This is a genomic window from Clostridium thermobutyricum DSM 4928 (genome assembly GCF_002050515.1).
GTDB classification, from domain to species: Bacteria; Bacillota; Clostridia; order Clostridiales; family Clostridiaceae; genus Clostridium; species Clostridium thermobutyricum.
Genome location: NZ_LTAY01000020.1, coordinates 55,884 through 76,560, shown reverse-complemented (window position 1 = coordinate 76,560; position 20,677 = coordinate 55,884). Strand labels below are relative to the sequence as shown.

20 protein-coding genes are annotated in these 20,677 nt (G+C 25.3%); 3 read left to right on the top strand and 17 right to left on the bottom strand.

Annotation, left to right across the window (positions count from 1 at the left end):
* Window positions 1-211: 211 nt before the first annotated feature.
* Genes CLTHE_RS02325 through CLTHE_RS02315 form a run of 3 tightly spaced genes read right to left on the bottom strand, consistent with a single transcriptional unit; the run spans window position 212 to window position 2,001 of the window.
* Window positions 212-814 carry a TlpA family protein disulfide reductase gene (locus tag CLTHE_RS02325; protein ID WP_080021815.1) on the bottom strand — a complete coding sequence of 201 codons (603 nt, stop codon included), beginning with the start codon at window positions 812-814 and terminating at the stop codon, window positions 212-214.
* 9 nt (window positions 815-823) lie between these two features.
* Window positions 824-1,483, bottom strand: a complete 660-nt coding sequence (locus CLTHE_RS02320; RefSeq protein WP_080021814.1) for a cytochrome c biogenesis CcdA family protein — start codon at window positions 1,481-1,483, stop codon at window positions 824-826.
* A gap of 17 nt (window positions 1,484-1,500) precedes the next feature.
* The gene (locus CLTHE_RS02315) at window positions 1,501-2,001 is read right to left on the bottom strand and encodes a hypothetical protein (RefSeq protein ID WP_080021813.1); all 501 of its coding nucleotides are present in this window, start codon (window positions 1,999-2,001) and stop codon (window positions 1,501-1,503) included.
* Between the two features lie 139 nt (window positions 2,002-2,140).
* Between CLTHE_RS02315 and CLTHE_RS02310 the strand changes: the two genes are divergently transcribed.
* Window positions 2,141-2,530 carry a GntR family transcriptional regulator gene (locus CLTHE_RS02310; protein WP_278320279.1) on the top strand — a complete coding sequence of 130 codons (390 nt, stop codon included), beginning with the start codon at window positions 2,141-2,143 and terminating at the stop codon, window positions 2,528-2,530.
* Between the two features lie 15 nt (window positions 2,531-2,545).
* On the opposite strand, the gene nagE (CLTHE_RS02305) is transcribed toward CLTHE_RS02310, so the two are convergent.
* On the bottom strand, window positions 2,546-3,970 hold the full coding sequence (nagE, locus tag CLTHE_RS02305) for an N-acetylglucosamine-specific PTS transporter subunit IIBC (protein WP_080021811.1): 1,425 nt from the start codon (window positions 3,968-3,970) through the stop codon (window positions 2,546-2,548).
* A gap of 439 nt (window positions 3,971-4,409) precedes the next feature.
* Here nagE (CLTHE_RS02305) and CLTHE_RS02300 point away from each other — a divergent pair, with 439 nt between their 5' ends.
* Complete coding sequence (locus CLTHE_RS02300; protein WP_002596594.1) at window positions 4,410-4,901, top strand: PTS sugar transporter subunit IIA; 492 nt, start codon at window positions 4,410-4,412, stop codon at window positions 4,899-4,901.
* Between the two features lie 229 nt (window positions 4,902-5,130).
* On the opposite strand, the gene nagE (CLTHE_RS02295) is transcribed toward CLTHE_RS02300, so the two are convergent.
* The 4 genes from nagE (CLTHE_RS02295) to CLTHE_RS02280 form a co-directional block, all read right to left on the bottom strand.
* Window positions 5,131-6,531 carry an N-acetylglucosamine-specific PTS transporter subunit IIBC gene (nagE, locus tag CLTHE_RS02295; protein WP_080021810.1) on the bottom strand — a complete coding sequence of 467 codons (1,401 nt, stop codon included), beginning with the start codon at window positions 6,529-6,531 and terminating at the stop codon, window positions 5,131-5,133.
* Between the two features lie 406 nt (window positions 6,532-6,937).
* Window positions 6,938-7,792 carry a glucose PTS transporter transcription antiterminator GlcT gene (glcT, locus tag CLTHE_RS02290; protein WP_080021809.1) on the bottom strand — a complete coding sequence of 285 codons (855 nt, stop codon included), beginning with the start codon at window positions 7,790-7,792 and terminating at the stop codon, window positions 6,938-6,940.
* A 21-nt stretch (window positions 7,793-7,813) separates the two neighbouring features.
* Complete coding sequence (locus CLTHE_RS02285; protein ID WP_080021808.1) at window positions 7,814-8,743, bottom strand: GNAT family N-acetyltransferase; 930 nt, start codon at window positions 8,741-8,743, stop codon at window positions 7,814-7,816.
* Window positions 8,744-9,091: 348 nt separating this feature from the next.
* Window positions 9,092-9,853: a tRNA threonylcarbamoyladenosine dehydratase gene (locus CLTHE_RS02280; protein WP_002596590.1), complete on the bottom strand. Its 762-nt coding sequence runs from the start codon at window positions 9,851-9,853 to the stop codon at window positions 9,092-9,094.
* Between the two features lie 183 nt (window positions 9,854-10,036).
* On the opposite strand from CLTHE_RS02280, the gene CLTHE_RS02275 reads away from it, so the two are divergent.
* Entirely contained in the window at window positions 10,037-10,732 is a 696-nt protein-coding gene (locus tag CLTHE_RS02275; protein ID WP_080021807.1) for a 5'-methylthioadenosine/adenosylhomocysteine nucleosidase, read from the top strand.
* Between the two features lie 121 nt (window positions 10,733-10,853).
* Here the strand turns inward: CLTHE_RS02275 and CLTHE_RS02270 are convergent, their stop codons facing one another.
* The 9 genes from CLTHE_RS02270 to CLTHE_RS02235 all read right to left on the bottom strand — a co-directional run bounded on the left by CLTHE_RS02270 (window position 10,854) and on the right by CLTHE_RS02235 (window position 20,528).
* A complete protein-coding gene (locus CLTHE_RS02270) occupies window positions 10,854-11,603 on the bottom strand; it encodes a YhfC family intramembrane metalloprotease (RefSeq protein ID WP_080021806.1) in 750 nt (249 codons plus the stop codon).
* A 150-nt stretch (window positions 11,604-11,753) separates the two neighbouring features.
* Window positions 11,754-13,718, bottom strand: coding sequence for an FtsX-like permease family protein (locus CLTHE_RS02265; RefSeq protein ID WP_080021805.1), 1,965 nt, complete (start codon window positions 13,716-13,718; stop codon window positions 11,754-11,756).
* Window positions 13,708-14,478 (bottom strand): ABC transporter ATP-binding protein, encoded by a 771-nt coding sequence (locus tag CLTHE_RS02260; RefSeq protein ID WP_080021804.1) that lies wholly within the window; start codon window positions 14,476-14,478, stop codon window positions 13,708-13,710. The genes CLTHE_RS02265 and CLTHE_RS02260 overlap by 11 nt, the downstream gene beginning before the upstream one ends.
* Window positions 14,479-14,576: 98 nt before the next feature.
* Window positions 14,577-15,590, bottom strand: a complete 1,014-nt coding sequence (locus CLTHE_RS02255; protein ID WP_080021803.1) for a sensor histidine kinase — start codon at window positions 15,588-15,590, stop codon at window positions 14,577-14,579.
* Window positions 15,591-15,596: 6 nt separating this feature from the next.
* Window positions 15,597-16,268: a response regulator transcription factor gene (locus CLTHE_RS02250; RefSeq protein WP_080021802.1), complete on the bottom strand. Its 672-nt coding sequence runs from the start codon at window positions 16,266-16,268 to the stop codon at window positions 15,597-15,599.
* Window positions 16,269-16,455: 187 nt separating this feature from the next.
* Complete coding sequence (locus CLTHE_RS16620; protein ID WP_158082644.1) at window positions 16,456-16,620, bottom strand: hypothetical protein; 165 nt, start codon at window positions 16,618-16,620, stop codon at window positions 16,456-16,458.
* An 18-nt stretch (window positions 16,621-16,638) separates the two neighbouring features.
* Complete coding sequence (locus CLTHE_RS02245; protein ID WP_080021801.1) at window positions 16,639-17,934, bottom strand: acetyl-CoA hydrolase/transferase family protein; 1,296 nt, start codon at window positions 17,932-17,934, stop codon at window positions 16,639-16,641.
* A gap of 256 nt (window positions 17,935-18,190) precedes the next feature.
* Window positions 18,191-20,053, bottom strand: coding sequence for a glycoside hydrolase family 13 protein (locus CLTHE_RS02240; protein ID WP_080021800.1), 1,863 nt, complete (start codon window positions 20,051-20,053; stop codon window positions 18,191-18,193).
* 157 nt (window positions 20,054-20,210) lie between these two features.
* Window positions 20,211-20,528 carry a hypothetical protein gene (locus tag CLTHE_RS02235; protein WP_080021799.1) on the bottom strand — a complete coding sequence of 106 codons (318 nt, stop codon included), beginning with the start codon at window positions 20,526-20,528 and terminating at the stop codon, window positions 20,211-20,213.
* Window positions 20,529-20,677 lie beyond the last annotated feature (149 nt).

Below are 20,677 nucleotides of genomic sequence, written 5' to 3'. Positions count from 1 at the left end.
GTGTATAAGGGACAGTTTTTATATTAATTAAATTTTTTATATCAATTTAAACTAAATATATATAAATCAAGTTCTAAAATTATAATTTAAATTTGATTTTATAAATTTTCATATCTTTATTATTTTTTTATCTCATAATCTTATTTTAAAAATAAATTATATTTGGTATAAAAATAAACCTCATGTTTTAGTTACATGAGGTTTTAAAATTCTATTCTTTTTTAAACTCTTCCATTTGTGAAAAATCCATCGCACCACTTCTGTAATTTGTTATTTTTCCTTCTTTATTTATAATAACTGAAGTTGGTAAATATCTTGCTTTGTATTTTAGTGAAATATCTGAATTAGTATCTAATAACACTTCAAAATTATAATTATGTTCTTTAATATAACTCATCACTTTTTCTTTAGATTCTCCAACATTTATTGTAAGTATAACAAAGTCCTTGTCATTTTTATATTTTTGATATAACTTTTCTATATCAGGCATTTCTAATTGACAAGGAGGACACCATGTCGCCCAAAAATTCAAGAATATTTCTTTTCCTTTAAATTGTGAAAGGGATATTTTTTCTCCTTTAATATTTTCTAAAGTAAAGTCAGGTGTTTCTCCTATTGGATTTGTACTTTGAACTTCAAGATCCTTTGGCTTAACATCCCAATTTTCTTCGTTTATATTTCCATTGTTTATAGAGCTACTATATTCTGTATTATTTATGTCTTCTTGTGCTTTTTTCTTTAATGATTCTCTATAAATTTGAACTCCTCCAATTATGAAAAATATCACTATTATTCCTATTATTATTTTTTTCATTATTACCCCCTAAGAAAGTATTCCTATAAATACTACTAATTTATTAGTAATCATAAGTATACCTACTATTATCATTAAAATTCCTGTTATTTTTTTTATAAGACTCATGTATTTGTATATATATTTTCTAACAAATATAAATTTATCTATTAATAATGCACATAATATAAATGGAACTCCTAGCCCTAATGAATAAAATCCTAACATAAATATTCCATTTAAATTTGCATTTGTTGAAGTATAAACTATTATACTTCCTAGAATAGGTCCAACACACGGAGTCCATCCTGCTGAAAAAGCAATTCCCATTATAAATGGACCTAAATCATTTAATTTATTAAATAATCTTTTTTCTTTGTACAAGCTTCCAACTTTTATTATCTCTAATGTATATATTCCAAATAAAATTATAATTATCCCTGATATTATTCTAAACAAATTAATATTATTTTGAAATAATTTTCCTAAAGCAGTTGCTGAGGCTCCCATTATAATAAATACAAATGTAAAGCCACATACAAATAAAATACTTCTTATTAAGACTATATCTTTTCTTTTATCTTGTTTAGTTAAAACATTAATATATGCTGGTATTAATGGCAAAACACATGGTGATAGAAACGATACTACACCTGCAAAAAACGCCATAAATATACTTATATGCTTCAATCCCCTTACCTCTCTTATCAAATATATCTTATATCTTCTAATATAAGATTATTTTTTTCTGCAATATCTTTATATATTTTTTCTTTATTTTTATCTTTAAAAAATAATATAAACTTTTTATTATAATTTCCCCATATAGTAACTTCATTTTTTATATAAAATGAACTAAATAAAATTTCTTCTAATGAAAGTTTTAATATTATCTCTAAAAATTTTTCTTCTATATTATAAAAAAATAATTCTTCTGAATATTTTTCTTTTATTTCTTTTAAATATATCTTTTCTTCATTTTCTAAAACATTTATCATTCTTTCAAATGCTATATTATTTATTTTATTACCATAATAATCTACTATTAATTCATTATCTAACTCTAATAAGAAATTTTTAAAGTTTACCATTGAAGTTTCATCAGATTTTATAGTCAATATTCCATTATTAAAACTTTTAAGTCCTTCATTTATATCTTCAATATATAATATTTTTTCTTTCAAATCTTCTAAGCTTAAATTTTTCAAGTATATCCTCCTTTTATTTTCCATATATTTACATTTTTGCTTTTTTAATATATACTTATGTTAAAATCATTATATATTATTTCAAAAGGAGGTGAAACTGTTACAAAACAATTTTATTGTTCTGATAACAGTAAATTAACTGCTTAACTTAAATCCAAATGAATTTGAACCTATTTATATTCAAATTAAAAATCAAATTATAAATATGATAGCTGATGGTGATTTAAAGGAAGGAGAAGCACTTCCCTCTGTTAGAGTTTTAGCTTCTTATCTAGATGTTAATATGCATACAGTAAATAAGAGTTATTCTATATTAAAAAAAGATGGATTTATAAAAATAGAACCAGGTAAAGGTGCCTTTGTAAATTTAAATCTTAATAAATCTAACAATGAATTTAAAGAATCTTTGAAGTCATTTATAAATTCTCTTGGAGCAGAATGCTTTATTAGAGGTATTAGTAAAGATGAGTTGATTAATATAGTTAATGAAGAATTTCCTTTATATCCATTAAAAAACAAAGAGAGCTAAAAGCTCTCTTTGTTTTTACATTATTTTTTTAATATGAGTTACTAGTGGGTCTGCTAAAGTTCCAAAAATAACTTGAACATTTTTAGAATCTAATTTCATAACTCCACTTGCACCTAATCTTTTTAACTCTGCTTCATTTAATTTATTTGAATCTACTGCTACTAATCTTATTCTTGTTACACAAGCATCTATATTTTCTATGTTTTCTTTTCCACCTAAAGCTTCAAGTACAGATTTTGCTTTTTCTTCTATAGATGAAGCTTTTGTTACTTTTACTTTTTCTTTCATTTGTCCTTCATCTTCTAAAATATCTCCATCTATTTCTCTTCCTGGTGTCTGAATATTAAATTTAATAATAACAAAATAGAAAACTAAGAAATATATTACTGCAAATATTACTCCTATTAGTAAAAGTAATAGTGGTTTTGTTGATATTCCATAACTTAATATATAATCTAAAAAACCTGCTGAAAACCCAAATCCCATTTTAATTCCTAATAAATTTGTAATTGCTAAAGATAACCCGGTCATTATTGCATGGAATGCATATAATACTGGTGCTATAAACATAAATGAAAATTCAATAGGTTCTGTTATTCCAGTTAAAAATGATGTTAATGCTAAACCTAATAACATCCCAGTAACTGCTTTTCTTTTTTCTTTTTTAGCAGCTAATATCATTGCTATGCATGCTGCTGGTAATGCAAACATCATTATTGGATAAAATCCAGTAGTATAAACTCCAGCAGTAGGATCTCCAGCATAAAATCTTGCTATATCTCCATGATAAATTACTCCTGTAACTGGATTTGTATATGTACCAAATTCAAACCAAAATATTGTATCTAAAACATGATGTAATCCAAAAGGTATAAGTAATCTATTTAATACACCAAATATAAATGCTCCAATAGCCCCTGCTGATGCTAAGCTATTTCCAAATCCATTAATTCCATTTTGAATTATTGGCCAAACTTGCCCTGCTATTAATCCTAATATTAAGCAAATCAAAGATGTTATTATTGGAACAAAACGTTTCCCTCCAAAAAAACCTAAAAATTGTGGTAATTGTATATCTCTAAACTTATTATATAAAAGTCCAGCAATTATACCTACTATAATTCCAGCCAAAACTCCCATATTTATTGTTTTATTAAATGAAGTTGCTACATCAGTAAGTACAAAATATCCTACTACTGCAGCTAGCCCAGAAACTCCATTATTTTCTTTTGCCAATCCTATTGCTATTCCTACTGCAAATAATATTGGTAAGTGATCAAATATAGTTTTTCCAGCTATATTCATCCAAGGAATATTTAATATATCCGGTGCTCCTAATCTTAATAAAAGTGCTGCTGCTGGCAAACACGCAACCGGAGTCATTAAAGCTTTTCCTAGCTTTTGTAAAGAACCTAAAACTTTGCTATTTCCCCTAGCCATAAATTTACCTCCAAAAATATATATTTAATCGCCACATCCAAATTTTAGCTAATAAAAAAGCTGAAAAAGATACCTCTTGTATATCCTTTTCAGCTAATGCCCATTTTTGGTTACACGCCGATTATTTTAATTTTAGTAACATTATATTAATATCCTTGTCGAACTTTGTCAAATTTTTATTTTTAAAAACCTTTATTTTTTATATTATAAACCTATGTTGGTTAAATGAACTTAATATTTTATAATTAGTTTCTCATTTATTAAAACTTTGTTCATTTTATTATTGACAATTTAACTATCTAATTTTATAATTAGATTAACGTGTTACTGAGTAATAGTCAGGCATAAGTTCTTTTCTTAGAAGACTTATGTCTTTTTTTATATAAATTTGCCTTAAGTAAAAATAATTATTATAGATATGAAAAGAGAGGATTTTAATATGTTTGGATTTTTCAAAAAAAATAAAAAAGATAGCGAATTAAGTCTAATTGCTCCTGCAACTGGAAAAATAGTGCCTATATCAGAAATACCTGATCCTGTATTTGCTCAAAAAATGGCTGGAGATGGTATTGGAATAGATGTAACTGGAGATACAATTGTTGCCCCTGCTGATGGTACTGTATCTTTAATTTTTAAAACTAAACATGCATTTGCTATGACATTAAATAATGGAATTGAATTACTAGTTCATGTTGGATTAGAAACTGTTGCTTTAAATGGTGAAGGTTTTGAACAATTAATAGAACAAGGAACTACTGTAAAAGCTGGAACTCCAATTTTAAAAATAGATAGAGAACTTATAAAAAGCAAAGGATGCCCACTAGTTACTCCTGTTCTTATCACAAATGTTGATGCTACTAAGAGCTTAACTCCTATCGCTAATGGAGATGCTGTTGCTGGTCAAACATCTATTATTGAATATACAGTTTAATTAATATATTAAAAGAGATATCAAATTTGATATCTCTTTTATTTATGCTAAAAACTTTATAATATTCTATTTCTAATTTTATTTCTAAATAAATTTTTTAATAAAAATAGGAGTTATCTTATTGATAACTCCTATAAATCTATTCAGAAAAGATATTTTTTATCAGGGTTTGGCACTTTTAAGGGAACTAAAATGTTAAATATCTTTTCCTTTTTCAAACTATAAAGTATTAATTCATTATTTTTTTCATTCTTGAAACTATTGGATCTGCTAGTGTTCCTACTATAACTTGAATATTTTTATTATCTAATCGCATAACTCCACTAGCTCCAATATTTTTAAGTTCTTCTTCATCTATTATTGTTGAATCATTTACTGTTAATCTTATTCTTGTAATACAAGCATCTAAAGATTCTATATTTTTGGGACCTCCTAATGCTTCTAAAATTTTCTCAGCTTTATCATCAATATCTGTTTTTGCACTTAAAGAAGAAACTTGTCCTTCATCTTCTAATGCATCATCATTTTCTCTACCTGGTGTTGGTAAATTAAATTTCTTTATTACAAAATAAAATACTACAAAATATATTGCTGCGAATATTAATCCTACTAAAGCTATAGTTATAGGTCCTTTTGATATTCCAAAGCTTAATAAATAATCAATAAGTCCTGCTGAGAATCCAAATCCCATTGCTAAATCTAATATATTGGCTACTGCTAAAGCTATACCTGTCATTATGGCATGGAATCCATATAATACTGGTGCTAAGAACATAAATGTAAATTCAATTGGTTCAGTAATACCAGTTAAAAATGCTGTAAATGCTATACTTATAAGCATTCCTGTAACTGCTTTTCTCTTGCTCTTTTTAGCCGCAGCTATCATAGCTATACAAGCTGCTGGTAATGCAAACATCATTATAAAATAGAATCCTGTCATATAAGTCCCAGCGGTTGGATCTCCCGCAAAGAATCTTGCTATATCACCTTTAACCAATTCTCCAGTAGCTGGATTTGTAAAAGTTCCAAATTCAAACCAAAATATTGTATTTAACACGTGATGTAACCCAAATGGTATAAGTAATCTATTAAGAATACCGAATACTCCTGCTCCTACAGCTCCTAATGCAACCATTTGATTTCCAAATTCATTTATTCCATCTTGAATCTCTGGCCATATAAAACCAGCAATAACTCCAAGAATCATACATGTAACAGAGGTTACTATTGGTACAAAACGTTTGCCTCCAAAGAAGCCGAGAAATTGTGGTAATTGAATATCTTTAAATTTATTATAGAGATATCCTGCTACTATCCCCGCTATAATACCAGCTAAAACTCCCATGTCTATTTTATCATTAAAAGAAATAGCAACATTATTAATTGTAAAATAGCCAACTGCTGCTGCAAGACCTGAAACACCATTATTTTCTTTAGCTAATCCTATTGCAATTCCTATTGCAAATATCATTGGCAAATTATCAATAATTGCTCCTCCTGCTTTATTCATCCAAACTATATCTAGAACATCTGGAGCTCCTAATCTCAATAAAAGCGCTGCTGCTGGCATACAAGCAACCGGAGTCATTAAAGCTTTTCCTAGCTTCTGTAAAGAACTTAAAATTTTCATAAATTCTTCCCCTTTTTATTAGCATGTTAACCTTTTTTAATTTATAAAATAAAAAAAGCTAGAAGAGCCTAAAAGATATATTTCTTTTAGATCTTTCTAGCTAATGCCCATTTATCCTATGAAACGGTTACACGCCATTAATTAATTCATTATTATTTTCTTCTATTACATTATATTATTATTAAAAAATTTTTGCAACCATTTTTTTGAATTTTTTTTATTTTTTTCAAAAAATTTATAAACAAATCTTATATATAATTTCTAAATAGCTTAAAACTATTTCTCATATTTAAATATTATTCTATAAATTTTATTCCTTTAATCTATATTAATAAAAAAATTTATTTATCTATGTTTCTACTAAAAAAGGTAAAGAATTTATTTTTAATTCTTTACCTTTTAGTATCTATTTATCAAATGATACTTTAAATCTTTCTATATGCATTGCTATATATGCTATTTCATCTTCACTAACTTCAGTGTTTAATTCTTTTGATAGTATTTTACCAATTTCTTCTGAAATTTTATATGATTTTTTGTATTTTGATTTTATAATTCCTCTTAAATCATTTTCAATCGGATTTTTAGTTATTATTCTTTCTATAGCAAATCTCATATGAGTTAAAAATCTTGCATAATCTAAAGATCTTCTCTTTACTTGTATATTTAACTCATCTTCAACATATTTTATTATAATATTTCCTAAATAACTATATTTAACTGTATTAGATAGCTTGCCATTATTTCTAGCTGAATGTATATGAAGAGCAATAAATCCAATTTCACCATCTGGGACATTTACTCCAATTTCTTTTTCTATTCTTCTAGATGCTTTCTCAGCTAAATAAAAATCTAATGGATATAGTGTTTCTATCTCAATTAAAAATGGATTTTGTATTTCTTCTTTACTTTCTAATCTTTTTATAGCAAATGCTAAATGATCAACTAACCCTATATGAATATTCTCACTTAATTCCTCATTTATCTCCTCTGATATATCATAAATTATTTCTTCAAATAAACCTAAAAGCTTTTCATCAGTTCTTTCTATTACTTTATTGAAATTTTGTATATTCTGTTCATTTTCAATTATGAATATTTTCTCAACTTCTGTCCCCTTTTTTATAACGGCTCCAAATTTTTTTCCAAATCCTATCCCTTTTTCAAATAATATTTTTTCTCTTCCACTAGATTTAACTAATATTATATTATTGTTAAATACTTTTACTAATACCATATCATTTTTAAGAGATATTTTCATTTTTTCACCACCTACCATAGATTATTTGACTTTATAAAATGTTATATGATCTTCCCAAATTCCATTTATGAATAAATATCTTTTATTTATTCCTAATTCTTCAAAACCACAACCTAATAAAACATTTTTAGATCTTTCATTTCTAACTAAAACTGAAGCTTCTATTCTATGTAGATCCAAATCATTAAAAGCATATTCAACAATTAAATTAACAGCTTCTTTCATATAGCCTTTACCTTGAAAATCTTCATCAATAGAATATCCTAAAATTCCACTTTTAAACACACCATATACTATATTAGATAATCTTATTTTTCCAATTATTCTATCCTCTTTGATTATTCCTAACTCATATGATGTACCATTTAAAAATTGCTTATAACTTTCATTTAATAAACTTTGTTGTGTTTCTAAAGTATAGAAATCTTTATCTCTAGAAGGCTCAAATTTTTCTAAATGTTTCTTGTTCTTATTATAATAATTTAAAATTTCTTCTGAATCGTTTGGAGTTAAATTTCTTAAGTATATATTTTCTCCTTGCAATTTTATTATAGGTTCGCAATTTTTATACCTGAAATCTTCTCTATTTATTCCAAACATTAAATCGCTTCTCCTAGTTCCATTCAAAATTGCGTTATCTGAAATTATTCCTTCCAAAATAAATCCAATGTCTAAAAACGGAGATAATTTAATCCCCTCATTAATTATTATATTTACTTTATAAACTTTTTTATCCTTAAAAGTGGCACTTAATATTAGCTCTAAAGTTTCTCTTAATAAATTATAGTCATCTTCTCTATAAAATTTAAGCTTAACATCACATTTTTGGTTTTCATGATTCATATCTGTAATTTCGAATCTTCCTATGCTTATATTATTTTTATCCCTTATAATATATTCAGTTTTACTCCCACCACTTAAGGATATATTTACATTATTTTTCAATGACATAATCCTATCTCCTAAGCTAATTTTCTTATAAGACTATTATATATTATGGTAAAGTTATTACAAGACTTTACAGTGATAAATTTAAGGCTGACTCAAAAGAAATTTTGAATCAGCCTTGTCTTTTTTTATCAATATTTATCAATATATATTTTCATATCTAATCATTAAATATTAATTATCTTGATAAAGTTATGCACAATTTTATCAACATGTTGTTAATAACTTTAAGTGATCACACTATATATTGTATATATATTTTGTAGAATTTAATATTTTCTTGTTAATATTAATCACTATTGGTAAATTTATTGAATTTATTCTGTGTGGACAAGTAAAAGTTATCCACAATTATTTTTCTATTCCTAAAATTCCTTTTATAACTTCTCCACCAATTATCATTCCTGCTACTGGAGGAACAAATGAAATACTTCCCGGAATTTGTCTTTTTTCAGCACATTTTTTTGTTCCACCTGTACACACACAACCTGTTTTGCATGTTACAACATCTTCTGTTCTTGGTTTAGTTGGAAGTTCTTCTGAATAAACAACTTTTAATTTTTTAACTCCTCTTCTTTTTAGCTCATATCTCATTACTTTTGCTAATGGACATACTTTTGTTTGGAATATATCTGCTACTTTAAATTGAGTTGGATCAAATTTATTTCCTGTTCCCATAGAAGCTATTATTTTTATATCATTTTCATAACAATATTTTGCAAGTGCAATTTTAGCTGAAACAGTATCTATCGCATCTACAACATAATCAACATCTTCTGGTATAAATTCTGCTACATTTTCTGGAGTAACAAAACTTTGGAAAGTTTGTACATTACATTTATGATTTATACTAAGTATTCTTTCTTTCATAACATCAACTTTTACTTTGCTTATTGTGTTATATGTAGCATGAATTTGTCTATTTAAATTAGTTAAACAAACTGTGTCATCATCTACTAAAATTAAATTTCCAACACCAGCTCTAGTAAGAGCTTCAACTGTAAAACTTCCTACTCCTCCAACTCCAAATACTACAACTTTAGCTTTTTTTAATTTATCTAAACCTTCTTGACCTACAAGTAATTCTGTTCTTGATAATGCATGTTGTGCCATTTCTTTTTCTCCTTTATGTGTAAAAATATTTTACCTTTATTTTATTTTATATTTTAACCATATACAAGAAATTTAATTTGTTTTTTATTTAATTAACTTTATATATGTTTACTTAATCTATTATTAATTTTATAATATTATTTAAGGCTTAAAAGCTTATATTTAAACTTGGAGGTACTTTTTATGGTTATAGGAATAATTAGCGCAATGAGCGAAGAGCTTGAACTTCTTTTAAATGACATGGAAATTGAAGAAAAAACACATAAAGCTAACATGACATTCCACAAAGGTAAAGTGTGGGGAAAAGATGTTGTTGCTGTTGTATCAGGAATAGGAAAAGTTAATGCAGCTGTATGTACTCAAATACTTATTTCAGAATATAAAGTTAACAGTGTTATAAATGTTGGAGTAGCTGGTGGAATAGGAAAAGACATATATCCTGGTGATGTAGTAGTAGCTGAAAATCTAGTACAACATGACATGGATACTACAGTTTTTGGAGATGCACATGGGCAAGTTCCAAGACTTGATACATTTGATTTCACATGTGATAAGGAATTAGTTAGATTAGCTAAACTTGCATGTGATGAAATAAAAGAAATTAACACATTCTCAGGAAGAATAGTTTCAGGAGATCAATTCATAGCAAGTGTTGATAAAATTAAATGGCTTGAAAGTGAATTTGGTGCTGCTGCATGTGAAATGGAAGGAGCTAGTATAGCACATGTTTGTTATTTAAACTCAATTCCATTTGTAATAATTAGATCAATTTCTGATAATGCAAACAATGGTGCTCACATGGATTATGAAAAATTCATTCCAATTGGAGTTAAAAATTCAACTACAATATTAAAAGCTATGATAGAAAAAATAGCTTAATATAGAAAAGCACTAGATTTATCTAGTGCTTTTTCATATTTATATAATTATAATTAAATAAAAAAACTATAAAACAAATAATAATCCCATCTTGTCCACAATAAATAAAAAAATATATTATCTAAATTAAAACTTTCTCATTTACATCCTTATTTATAGCAAATAATTTTTTAGATTTAATTATAAATATAATTGATAATATAAATACTACTAAAAGAAAACCTTCTGCCATTAATATATTTGGCATACATAATATAGCACCTAAATTTGATAATCCATGTATTAATATTGCTAATGGCAATATATATTTTAAAGATTTATTTACCCCATAAAGTATAAATAAGCTTAAAGCTATATGAAGTCCTCCTGCAAAAATTCTTTCAAGTCCACTTAACAATACTTCAAATGAATTATTTGATACTTTTATTATTGATATCATTTCTCTAGTAACTCCTAAACTTTCACCAATATCAGGACTTAAAAGTGCAATTGAAATTACTAACGAATTTAATCCCACAAACAATATTGCCTCTAAAGATGCATGTCCTATTCCAAAAGTTATTCCATCAACCCATGTTCTTTTATCTTTTAATAAACTCACAAAGGATATCCTTCTTCCTATCTCTTCAAAAATTCCTGCTGAAAAACAAAGTATTATTGAATATAATAGTGGAAAATTTAATGGTATTTGACTATTCTCAAATACAGCTTGAATAATAGGCATTCTTAAAAATATTTGAGATATTAAAAAAGTCAATACTCCTATAAAAAATGGTCTTAAGCTATTACCTTTTTTCTTAGCAAAAACTAAATATCCTATTGTTATAAAAAAACATATGACTACATTAAACATAAATGCAATACTTAGCATATTTCTCAACTCCCTCTAATTTATGATTTTAGTATAATTTTCAGAAAAGATTTTTCAATACTATTTACATGAAAGATAAAAAATATGACATAAAATACAGATAAATAAAAAAACACCTATGCTTTATCATAAGTGTTTTCTATTTATATTTTAATCTATTATATTTCTTTTTGCTGTTAAATACGTTATTACAAAATATCCCCCGTAAATAACTATGATTACTATCATCGCTATAATTATATTTTTCACTATATTAATATCACCAAACATAGAAACTACTTTTGATGCTACTTTTATTCCCACAATAGAATGTATTATAGCTAATGATATTGGTAATAAAAAATAAATTCCTATTTGTTTAAATAATGATTTATTTATCATCTTTTCATCTACACCAATTTCTTTTAAAACTTTATATCTTTCTTTATTATCTATAGAATCAGTTAATTGTTGTATTGATAATACTATAGCTGAAGCCATAATAAATATTAATCCTATATAGATTCCTAAATACGCATAAGTTAATCCTATACCTTCTGAATTAGCGTATACTTCTCTTTTAGTTATCATATAAAATCCTTTTTGATTTATTTTAAACTCTTTAAGTTTGTCTATATTAACACCTTTCTTTAAGTTTATATTAACCTTAGTATTAACTGGTTTTAATCCATTTAATACTGGATCATTCACAATAAAAGTTAAAAGATTGTTTTTCATTAAAAAGTCATATATATCTATTTCTTTAAACTTCATATTTGCTGGCTTTAATGTTTCATTATTTATTTTTATTTCTTTTCCACTTTTAAGACTTTCATTTGCCCATTTACTTAATGAATCTATATCGCCTATTGCTGTATATTCATTTTTACCTAATGAAATTTCCTTTTCACCTAGATTTTTTAATATAGCATTATATTCACTTAAATTCATTACAACAATCTTTTGATTTGTAGCTATTGGATAATATGCATTTTGGTTTTCCATTGCTTTTTTTGAAAGAAAATCTCCATATCTAACTCCACTATCATAAAGTGTTACTGGTAATTCACTTTCAACATAATCAGAAATAAAAGCTTTATTATAATTTAATATACTTTGTATACTCTTTCCATCATTATTCCAAATAGTTGCATCAAAGCGTGTTAAATCCTTTAAATTTGAATTCATAGCTATATTTACTCCAAGCCCAGTTGAAAGTGTACATATTGCTATAAAAAGCATTAAACATATAACCGATATTGATATAAACGTTGTATTTATTTTGCTACTTATTTGTCTAAGGACGAACATATTTAAATCTTTTAAATATATACTCTTTCTTCTTTTTACCACTTCTAAAACAAAACCTGTTAATGAATAGAAAAATAAAACTGTTCCTACTGAACCAAGTAATACTGATATTCCAAGAGTTTTAATTTCTAATTCTGAAATTCCCATTTTTATTACCATATAATAAGCTGAGCCTATCATAACAACACTTAAAATAAATAATATAACTGATACCCATACTTTCTTTACTGTTTGAGTTTCATTTTTTCTTGCACCTTTAAGTAAATCTATTATCTTTATCTTATTTATCTTAATAGAATTAAATATTAAAACTATTATATAAATTGCTATAAAACATAATATTGTCTTTTTAAAGGCTGATTCTGAAAATATAAAACAAAATTTTGTTAAATCAACTTTAAACATATAAGCTGTAAATATTGATAGTCCTTGTGATAACACCACTCCCAGTACTAGACCTATAATAAGAGAAATTAATCCAATTAAAATTGTTTCTATGAATATAATTTTAGATAATGTCCCTTTTTCCATTCCTAAAGTTAAATAAACACCAAATTCTTTTTTTCTTCTCTTTATAAGATAATTATTTGAATATACAATTAAAAAACCTAAAATAAAAGCTATAAAGATAGATATATACCCCATAACAGTGTTAACCATATCAAAAACTACTTTTTTCTCTTCACTTAAATTCATCATTATACTTTGAGATGAAATTGAGTTAAATATATAAAATATTGCAACTCCAAACACTAATGTAAAGAAATATATAATGTAACTTTTAAAGCTTTTTTTTACATTTTGTTTTGCTAATTTAAAGTACATTATTTGTGTCACCTCCAAGAAGAGTTATTACTTCAATTATTCTATTGAAGAATTCTTTTCTTGAATCCTTACCTTTAATAAGCTCATTAAAAATCTTCCCATCTTTAATAAATAAAATTCTATTTGCATAACTAGCTGTAAAGGCATCATGAGTAACCATCATTATAGTAGTATTTAATTTTTTATTTAGATTTTCTAAACTTTCTAAAAGCTGTTTTGCGGATTTTGAATCTAAAGCACCTGTAGGTTCATCTGCCAAAACTATTGATGGATTTGTTATTATTGCTCTAGCTGAAGCTACTCTTTGCTTTTGTCCACCAGATATATTATAAGGATATTTATCTAACTCAGATTTTATATTTAAAGCTTCTGCTACCTCTAAAACTCTCTTGTGTATTTCATTAGAATTTACCTTTTGTATTGTTAAAGCTAAAGCTATATTTTCATATACAGTTAGAGTATCTAATAAATTAAAATCTTGAAATATAAATCCTATTTTTTCTCTTCTTAATTTTGATAACTTTTTAGAATTATTATTTAAAATATTTATTCCATCTAAATATATTTGTCCACTAGTTACTCTATCAATAGTAGAAATACAATTTAAAAGGGTTGTTTTACCACTTCCTGAAGCCCCCATTATTCCTACAAATTCCCCTTCATTAACTTTAAAACTTATATTATCTATGGCTTTTGTTAAACATCCTCTTTTACCATAATATTTTTCTATATTTTCTACTGATAAAACTTCTTTACTCATAAAATAATCTCCTTTTTATTTTCTATGATTAAATTTTATAAAATAAAGCTTTTTAGAGCCATAGAACTATATAACAGTAATATAACAAGTTTGTCACATTAACTAAAATTCATTATTTTATTTATTGGAAAAATTAATGATACTCTTGTAAATTTATCTTCTACAGATTCTATACTGATTCCTAAATTAAGTTTTTCACATAACTTTTTGCAAATATATAGCCCCATTCCAGTAGATTTCGTAAATTTACGTCCATTTTCACCAGTAAACCCTTTTAAAAATACTTTATCTATATCTTTATCACTTATGCCTATTCCATTATCCTCAACACTAAGAATTATTCCTTCTTTGTTCTCATTACAATAAAATTTTAATTCACTATTTTTCTTATTCATATACTTTATTGAATTAGAAATTATCTGACCTAAAATAAATTTTAGCCACATACTATCTGAATAAACTTCTTTATTTAAATTATCAATATTTATTTTGACTTTATTTTTTATAAGAAAATCGGCATTTTTATTTATTACTGATCCTACAATTTCATATAAGTTTAATTTCTTTATAATATAATCTTTTTCTAAAGTACTACTTCTTGCATAAAAAAGAGATTGCTCAATGTAATTTTCAATTTTATCAATTTCTTCTTTTATACTTTTAGTAATTTCACTTTCATTATTTTCAATTATAAGTCTACAACTTGAAATAGGAGTTTTAATCTCGTGAACCCAAATCTCAATATAATCTTTATATTCACTATTATTTCTTTTATATTTTGATATTTCATCATTAAAAGATTTATTACATTCTGAAATTATGTTATAAACTAAACTACTTTCAAGAAATTTTCCTTCTTCAACTACATCACTTATAAGATGTTTTTTATCTAAAGCTTCCAAATTTATAGTCATTTCATCATAGTATTTTTTCTTTCTTATATAATCATAAATATGAAATGATAGCATTCCAATAAAATTTATAACTGTTAAAAATATTATAGGAAACCACTGAACATTTAATAACCTAAGTAATGACACTGAAAATGCTAAGGTTACAATATTTATTAATATAAAAAATATTCTTTCTTTTATAAAAATTTTTAAATCCATAATAAGTTAAGCTAATACATAGCCTTGTCCTCTCTTAGTTTTTAAATAATCACTAGCTCCTATGCTTTCAAGTTTTTTTCTAAGTCTATTTACATTAACAGTTAAAGTGTTTTCATCAACAAACTCATTAGTTTGCCATAAAGCTTTTATTATATTGTCTCTTGATACTATATTTCCTTTGTTTTTAATAAGCTCATTTAAAATTCTATTTTCATTTTTAGTTAACTCTACACTATTTGAATTATAGTACGCCGTGCTTTTTTCCATACTATATTTTAAATCTCTACAGCTTAATTCACTTTTTATAATATTTGAATAAGTTCTTCTAAGTACAGATTCTATTCTTGCTAAAAGTATTTGAGTATTGTATGGCTTAGTAACAAAATCATCTGCACCTAAATTCATGCTCATAAGCTCATCTAATTCACTATTTCTACTTGTTACTATTATGATAGGAATATTACTTTTTCTTCTTATTTCTCTACAAATGTAGTAACCATCATAATATGGTAAGTTTATATCTAATAAAACAATGTCTGGATTCTCTTTAAATATTTCTTCAATTATGTTTTCAAAATCTATAGAAAAACTTACATTGTAATTATATTTCTTTAAAAAAGAAGTTAATTCATTTCTTATTTTTTCGTCATCTTCTATAATAAAAATTTTACTACTCATTACATTATTCCTCTTTCTTGAAATTTTATATAATTATACCATAAATATTTTATTATTTTTACACAGTTAAAAGGAGTGTATAAATACACTCCTTTTATTAAAATTCATTTTTAATATTATGCTATTTTCATTTTAACATTTATTCTTAAATAATTATCTAAAATATTTAGATATTTCTGTTATTAGATTAATCTCCCATTATTTCACTTGCAGTTTGTATTACATTATCAATATAATATTCTCCAATATAACTTGCTGTTTCATCAGAATGATGGGTACTTTCTATTAATGCTTGTATATTTTTTAATTGTTTGCTCATTTTAAGCATTTGCCTTTCCATCTCTTTATCCATTTTTACCACCTCTTATTTTTATATTAATTTATTTTCTATTGCACTTTTTCTAAGCTCATCTCTAAATTTAGGATGTGCTATTTTTATTAAACTTTCAGCTCTATCTCTTATACTTTTTCCTGTTAAATTAGCAATTCCATATTCAGTTACAACATAATCTACATCATTTCTAGAAAAAGATATAGCTGATCCTGGCTTATGTTCTAGACATATAGTTGAAATTGTGTCATTTTTCACTGTAGATTTCAGTGCTATTATTGATTTTCCATCTTCTGACATAAAAGCTCCTATTCCTGTATCACTTTGTCCACCTGTTCCACTATATTGAGTAAGTCCAAAACTTTCAGAAGAACATTGTCCTGTTAAATCAACTGCCAATGCAGTATTTATAGAAACCATTTTTTTATTTTGTGATATTATATATGGATCATTTACATAAGAACATCTTTTTAACTCTACACAAGGATTATCATCTAAAAAGTCATATAATTTTTTACTTCCTAATGCAAATGTTCCTACTATTTTATTTTTATGAATAGTCTTTTCACTATTTGTTATTGCACCTGAATTAAATAAATCTACTATTCCCTCAGTAATCATTTCTGTATGAACACCTAAGTTTTTCTTTGTTTTTAGTGCTTCTGCTACAGCATTAGGTATTCCCCCAATTCCCAATTGAATAGTTGAACCATCTTCTACTAAATCAGCAATATATTTTCCTATTATATGTTCTTTTTCACAAGGCTTCTTAATTGGTAATTCTGGTATTTTGTAATCACTTTCTATCAAGTAATCAACTTCACTTATATGAATTTGAGTATCTCCATGTACTCTAGGTAAATTTTTATTTACTTCTAGTATTACTATATCTGCATTTTCTATATTTTCTCTTTCATAAACTAAAGATAATGACAATGAAAAAAATCCATGTTTGTCCATTGGTGAAACTGCTCCAACAAAAATATTTGGTTTTCTATATTTAAGTCTTCTAGTGGCTGAATATCTTAAATGAGTTGGAATATATGAACAAAGCTCAACTTCTTGTGATTGTCTTGCAGGACCTCCCATAAATAATGATTCATTAAAAAAATGTCCTCTCATTTCTTCATTAGTATTATATTCATATTTATTCAAACTCAACATTGTTATAATATTAACATTTTCTACCCTGTTTTTAATCTTATATAGGCTATTTAAAAATTTTTGTGGCTCACAAGGACCAAGTGAACATACTATTTCATCATTTGATTTTACTAAATTAATAGCCTCTTCTACTGTTATTAGTTTTTCATTATAAGAATTTAAGTACTCCATACAACTTACCTCCAATACTTGAATCTAACGAAAAAGAGTCACGTATTTTCTATTTTCATTAGAAAATACGCAACTCTAATTCTCTCATGCGTAAAAATTTTTCGATTTTCTATATCTCTATTTTAACTCTATTTTTGTGAATATACCACCTAAAAGGAAAACATTTACACATTGTTAAAAATTTAATTATCTTTCTATAAAAAAGATAATTATCATAAATTTCAGTGTTACTTTTATGATAATTATCAATATTTTATTAACTTAATATTACCTTAAAATCATAAGCATTTAAATTTAAGTTCTCTATAAAATCTATATTTTCTAGTTTAAATAAATCTTTTCCTCTAGAGTTTTTTAGATATTCAGGTAATTTAACTTCAACTTTTTTATTTGAATTATTTATTATTATAGTTATATTTTCTTTTTTATAAATCAAAATATCACTATCTTTTTTAGCTTGTATCCAATCAATATTAACTGAAGAAAATTGTTTGTATTCTTTTTTTATATTAATTAATCTTTGTATGAATTTAAACATTTCTTTATCTTGCTTACTTTCATCCCATATCATACATCTTCTATGAAATTCTTGCCCCATTCCTTGGTTTCCTTCCATCCCTACTTCAGTTCCATAATATATACAAGGTGCTCCAACTTGAGTAAACATAAATAAGAATGCTAATTTCACTTTATCTTTATTTCCATTTGCAACAGTTAAAATTCTTGGAGTGTCATGACTATCTAATAAATTAAAAGTTGATTCGACTACTTGCATTGGATAATTAACTGATATTTGATTAATCATATATTTAAATTTTTCTGCATCCATATAATTTGTTACAAAGTAATCTTTTATAGCATCTCCAAGAGGATAATTCATTACTGCATCAAATTGATCTCCCATTAACCATGGCAATCCATCATGCCATACTTCTCCTAATATATAAGTTTCAGGATTAGCTAATAAAACTCTTTCTCTAAATTTTCTCCAAAATACATGGTCAACTTCATTACAAACATCAAGCCTCCATGCATCTATCTTCATTTCTTTGCTCCAATATTCTGCTACATTTAATAAATACTCTACTACTTCTTTGTTTTCTGTATTTAATTTTGGCATTAAAGGTGTTCTTCCAAAAGTTTCGTAATTTAAATTTCTGCCATCTAATTCTTCAAAAGGTTTATCTACTACAGGAAATTTATTTATATGAAACCAATCTTTATATTTTGATTTTTCTCCATTTAATATTACATCTTGCCATTGATATGAAAAATAGCCCATATGATTAAACACTGCATCTAACATTATTTTAATTCCTTTTTTATGTGCCTTTTCTATTAATTCTTTAAAATCTTCTTTAGTTCCTAGTGCTGGATCTATCTCCATATAATCAATAGTGTCATATCTATGATTTTGTGTTGCTTTAAAAATTGGACAAAAATATAATCCATTAATTCCAAGTTCTAAAAAATAATCTAATTTATTTATTATTCCTCTTAAATCTCCACCCATAAAATTATGTTCTGTTGGTTCAGTCCCCCAAGGCATAACATTCTTAGGATTTATAGATGAATCACCATTATTAAATCTGTCTGGAAATATTTGATACCAAATAGTATCTTTAGCCCATTTTGGTGCTTTAGGTACATCTATATTATTTAAATATGGAAAGCAATAAAAATCATTTATTCTAGATAATATTCTCATATCATCTTTTGTTCCTAATTGATGAATTCTTTTTTCTGTATATAATATTTTTTCATTTTTTCCTTGTAATATAAATGCATATCTCGCTCTCTTTTTTGGTGGTTTAAATTCTGCTATCCAATGATCAAAATATTCAGTTTCAACTTCTTTTCTCATAGGATAAGTATTTCCACCTGTCCATGATCCTCCTGTACTATTCATATTTCCACCATCACATCCACCTTGATCCCAATCATATGGATCTCCAATTCTTAATTCTGCTTTTTTTATTTCACCTTTTTTAGTTTTTATTCTTAAATGAAGAGTATCTTTGTCATATCCATATGAATAATTACTTTTTGGTATATGATGTATAGCTTCTCTAGTTATTTTATTCTCATAAAAATTTTGAATCGATTCCAAATTACTCATCTCCCTATCAAATATTATCTAAATTATATCATTTATAAATTTAAGTCATTGTATATTTAGAATATTTTTTGTACATTTCTTTTGTAAATTATTTATAATATATAAAATATTAGATTATAAAAAAAGAACATCCTTAGATGTTCTTAAAAATAAATCATTATCTTAAACTATAGTTAAGAAATATTGTTGCTCCAGCTATTATTATTCCGATTACTAATAATACAATAAGAACTATTAATATTATTTCTCCTACTGTATAAGCATCTCCATTTCTCTTCTTATAACTAAGTTTACTGCTTATTGTTTTATGCTTTACTGGAGCAATTCTTTGCTTTTGTCTATAAGTTATTTTTTTCATTTTCACCTTATCAATAGGTGTTACTTCTTTTTGTTGTAAGCTATATTGCATTTTAGCTGATTTTTCATATGTTTTACATTCATTAAATTTTATATTTTTTAAATCTACAACTTTCATCACTTGTTATCCTTATCCACTCTGTTTTTATTTATAATATAAATTATAACACTACTTTTTGTTACAATTAATGTCACTTTTATTAATTTAAAACTTTTTCTTCATATTTTTATTGGAATTCTATAGATTTTTAAATCAAATTTACCATA

Coding starts and splice junctions, on each gene's coding strand:
- CLTHE_RS02260 (WP_080021804.1), bottom strand. CDS start 14,478: ATGAGTAAAGAAGTTTTATCAGTAGAAAATATAGAAAAATATTATGGT.
- CLTHE_RS02285 (WP_080021808.1), bottom strand. CDS start 8,743: ATGTCATTGAAAAATAATGTAAATATATCCTTAAGTGGTGGGAGTAAA.
- CLTHE_RS02325 (WP_080021815.1), bottom strand. CDS start 814: ATGAAAAAAATAATAATAGGAATAATAGTGATATTTTTCATAATTGGA.
- CLTHE_RS02255 (WP_080021803.1), bottom strand. CDS start 15,590: ATGGATTTAAAAATTTTTATAAAAGAAAGAATATTTTTTATATTAATA.
- nagE (WP_080021810.1), bottom strand. CDS start 6,531: ATGAAAATTTTAAGTTCTTTACAGAAGCTAGGAAAAGCTTTAATGACT.
- CLTHE_RS02250 (WP_080021802.1), bottom strand. CDS start 16,268: ATGAGTAGTAAAATTTTTATTATAGAAGATGACGAAAAAATAAGAAAT.
- CLTHE_RS02275 (WP_080021807.1), top strand. CDS start 10,037: ATGGTTATAGGAATAATTAGCGCAATGAGCGAAGAGCTTGAACTTCTT.
- CLTHE_RS02270 (WP_080021806.1), bottom strand. CDS start 11,603: ATGCTAAGTATTGCATTTATGTTTAATGTAGTCATATGTTTTTTTATA.
- CLTHE_RS02265 (WP_080021805.1), bottom strand. CDS start 13,718: ATGTACTTTAAATTAGCAAAACAAAATGTAAAAAAAAGCTTTAAAAGT.
- CLTHE_RS02235 (WP_080021799.1), bottom strand. CDS start 20,528: ATGAAAGTTGTAGATTTAAAAAATATAAAATTTAATGAATGTAAAACA.
- CLTHE_RS02245 (WP_080021801.1), bottom strand. CDS start 17,934: ATGGAGTACTTAAATTCTTATAATGAAAAACTAATAACAGTAGAAGAG.
- CLTHE_RS16620 (WP_158082644.1), bottom strand. CDS start 16,620: ATGGATAAAGAGATGGAAAGGCAAATGCTTAAAATGAGCAAACAATTA.
- glcT (WP_080021809.1), bottom strand. CDS start 7,792: ATGAAAATATCTCTTAAAAATGATATGGTATTAGTAAAAGTATTTAAC.
- nagE (WP_080021811.1), bottom strand. CDS start 3,970: ATGGCTAGGGGAAATAGCAAAGTTTTAGGTTCTTTACAAAAGCTAGGA.
- CLTHE_RS02300 (WP_002596594.1), top strand. CDS start 4,410: ATGTTTGGATTTTTCAAAAAAAATAAAAAAGATAGCGAATTAAGTCTA.
- CLTHE_RS02280 (WP_002596590.1), bottom strand. CDS start 9,853: ATGGCACAACATGCATTATCAAGAACAGAATTACTTGTAGGTCAAGAA.
- CLTHE_RS02240 (WP_080021800.1), bottom strand. CDS start 20,053: ATGAGTAATTTGGAATCGATTCAAAATTTTTATGAGAATAAAATAACT.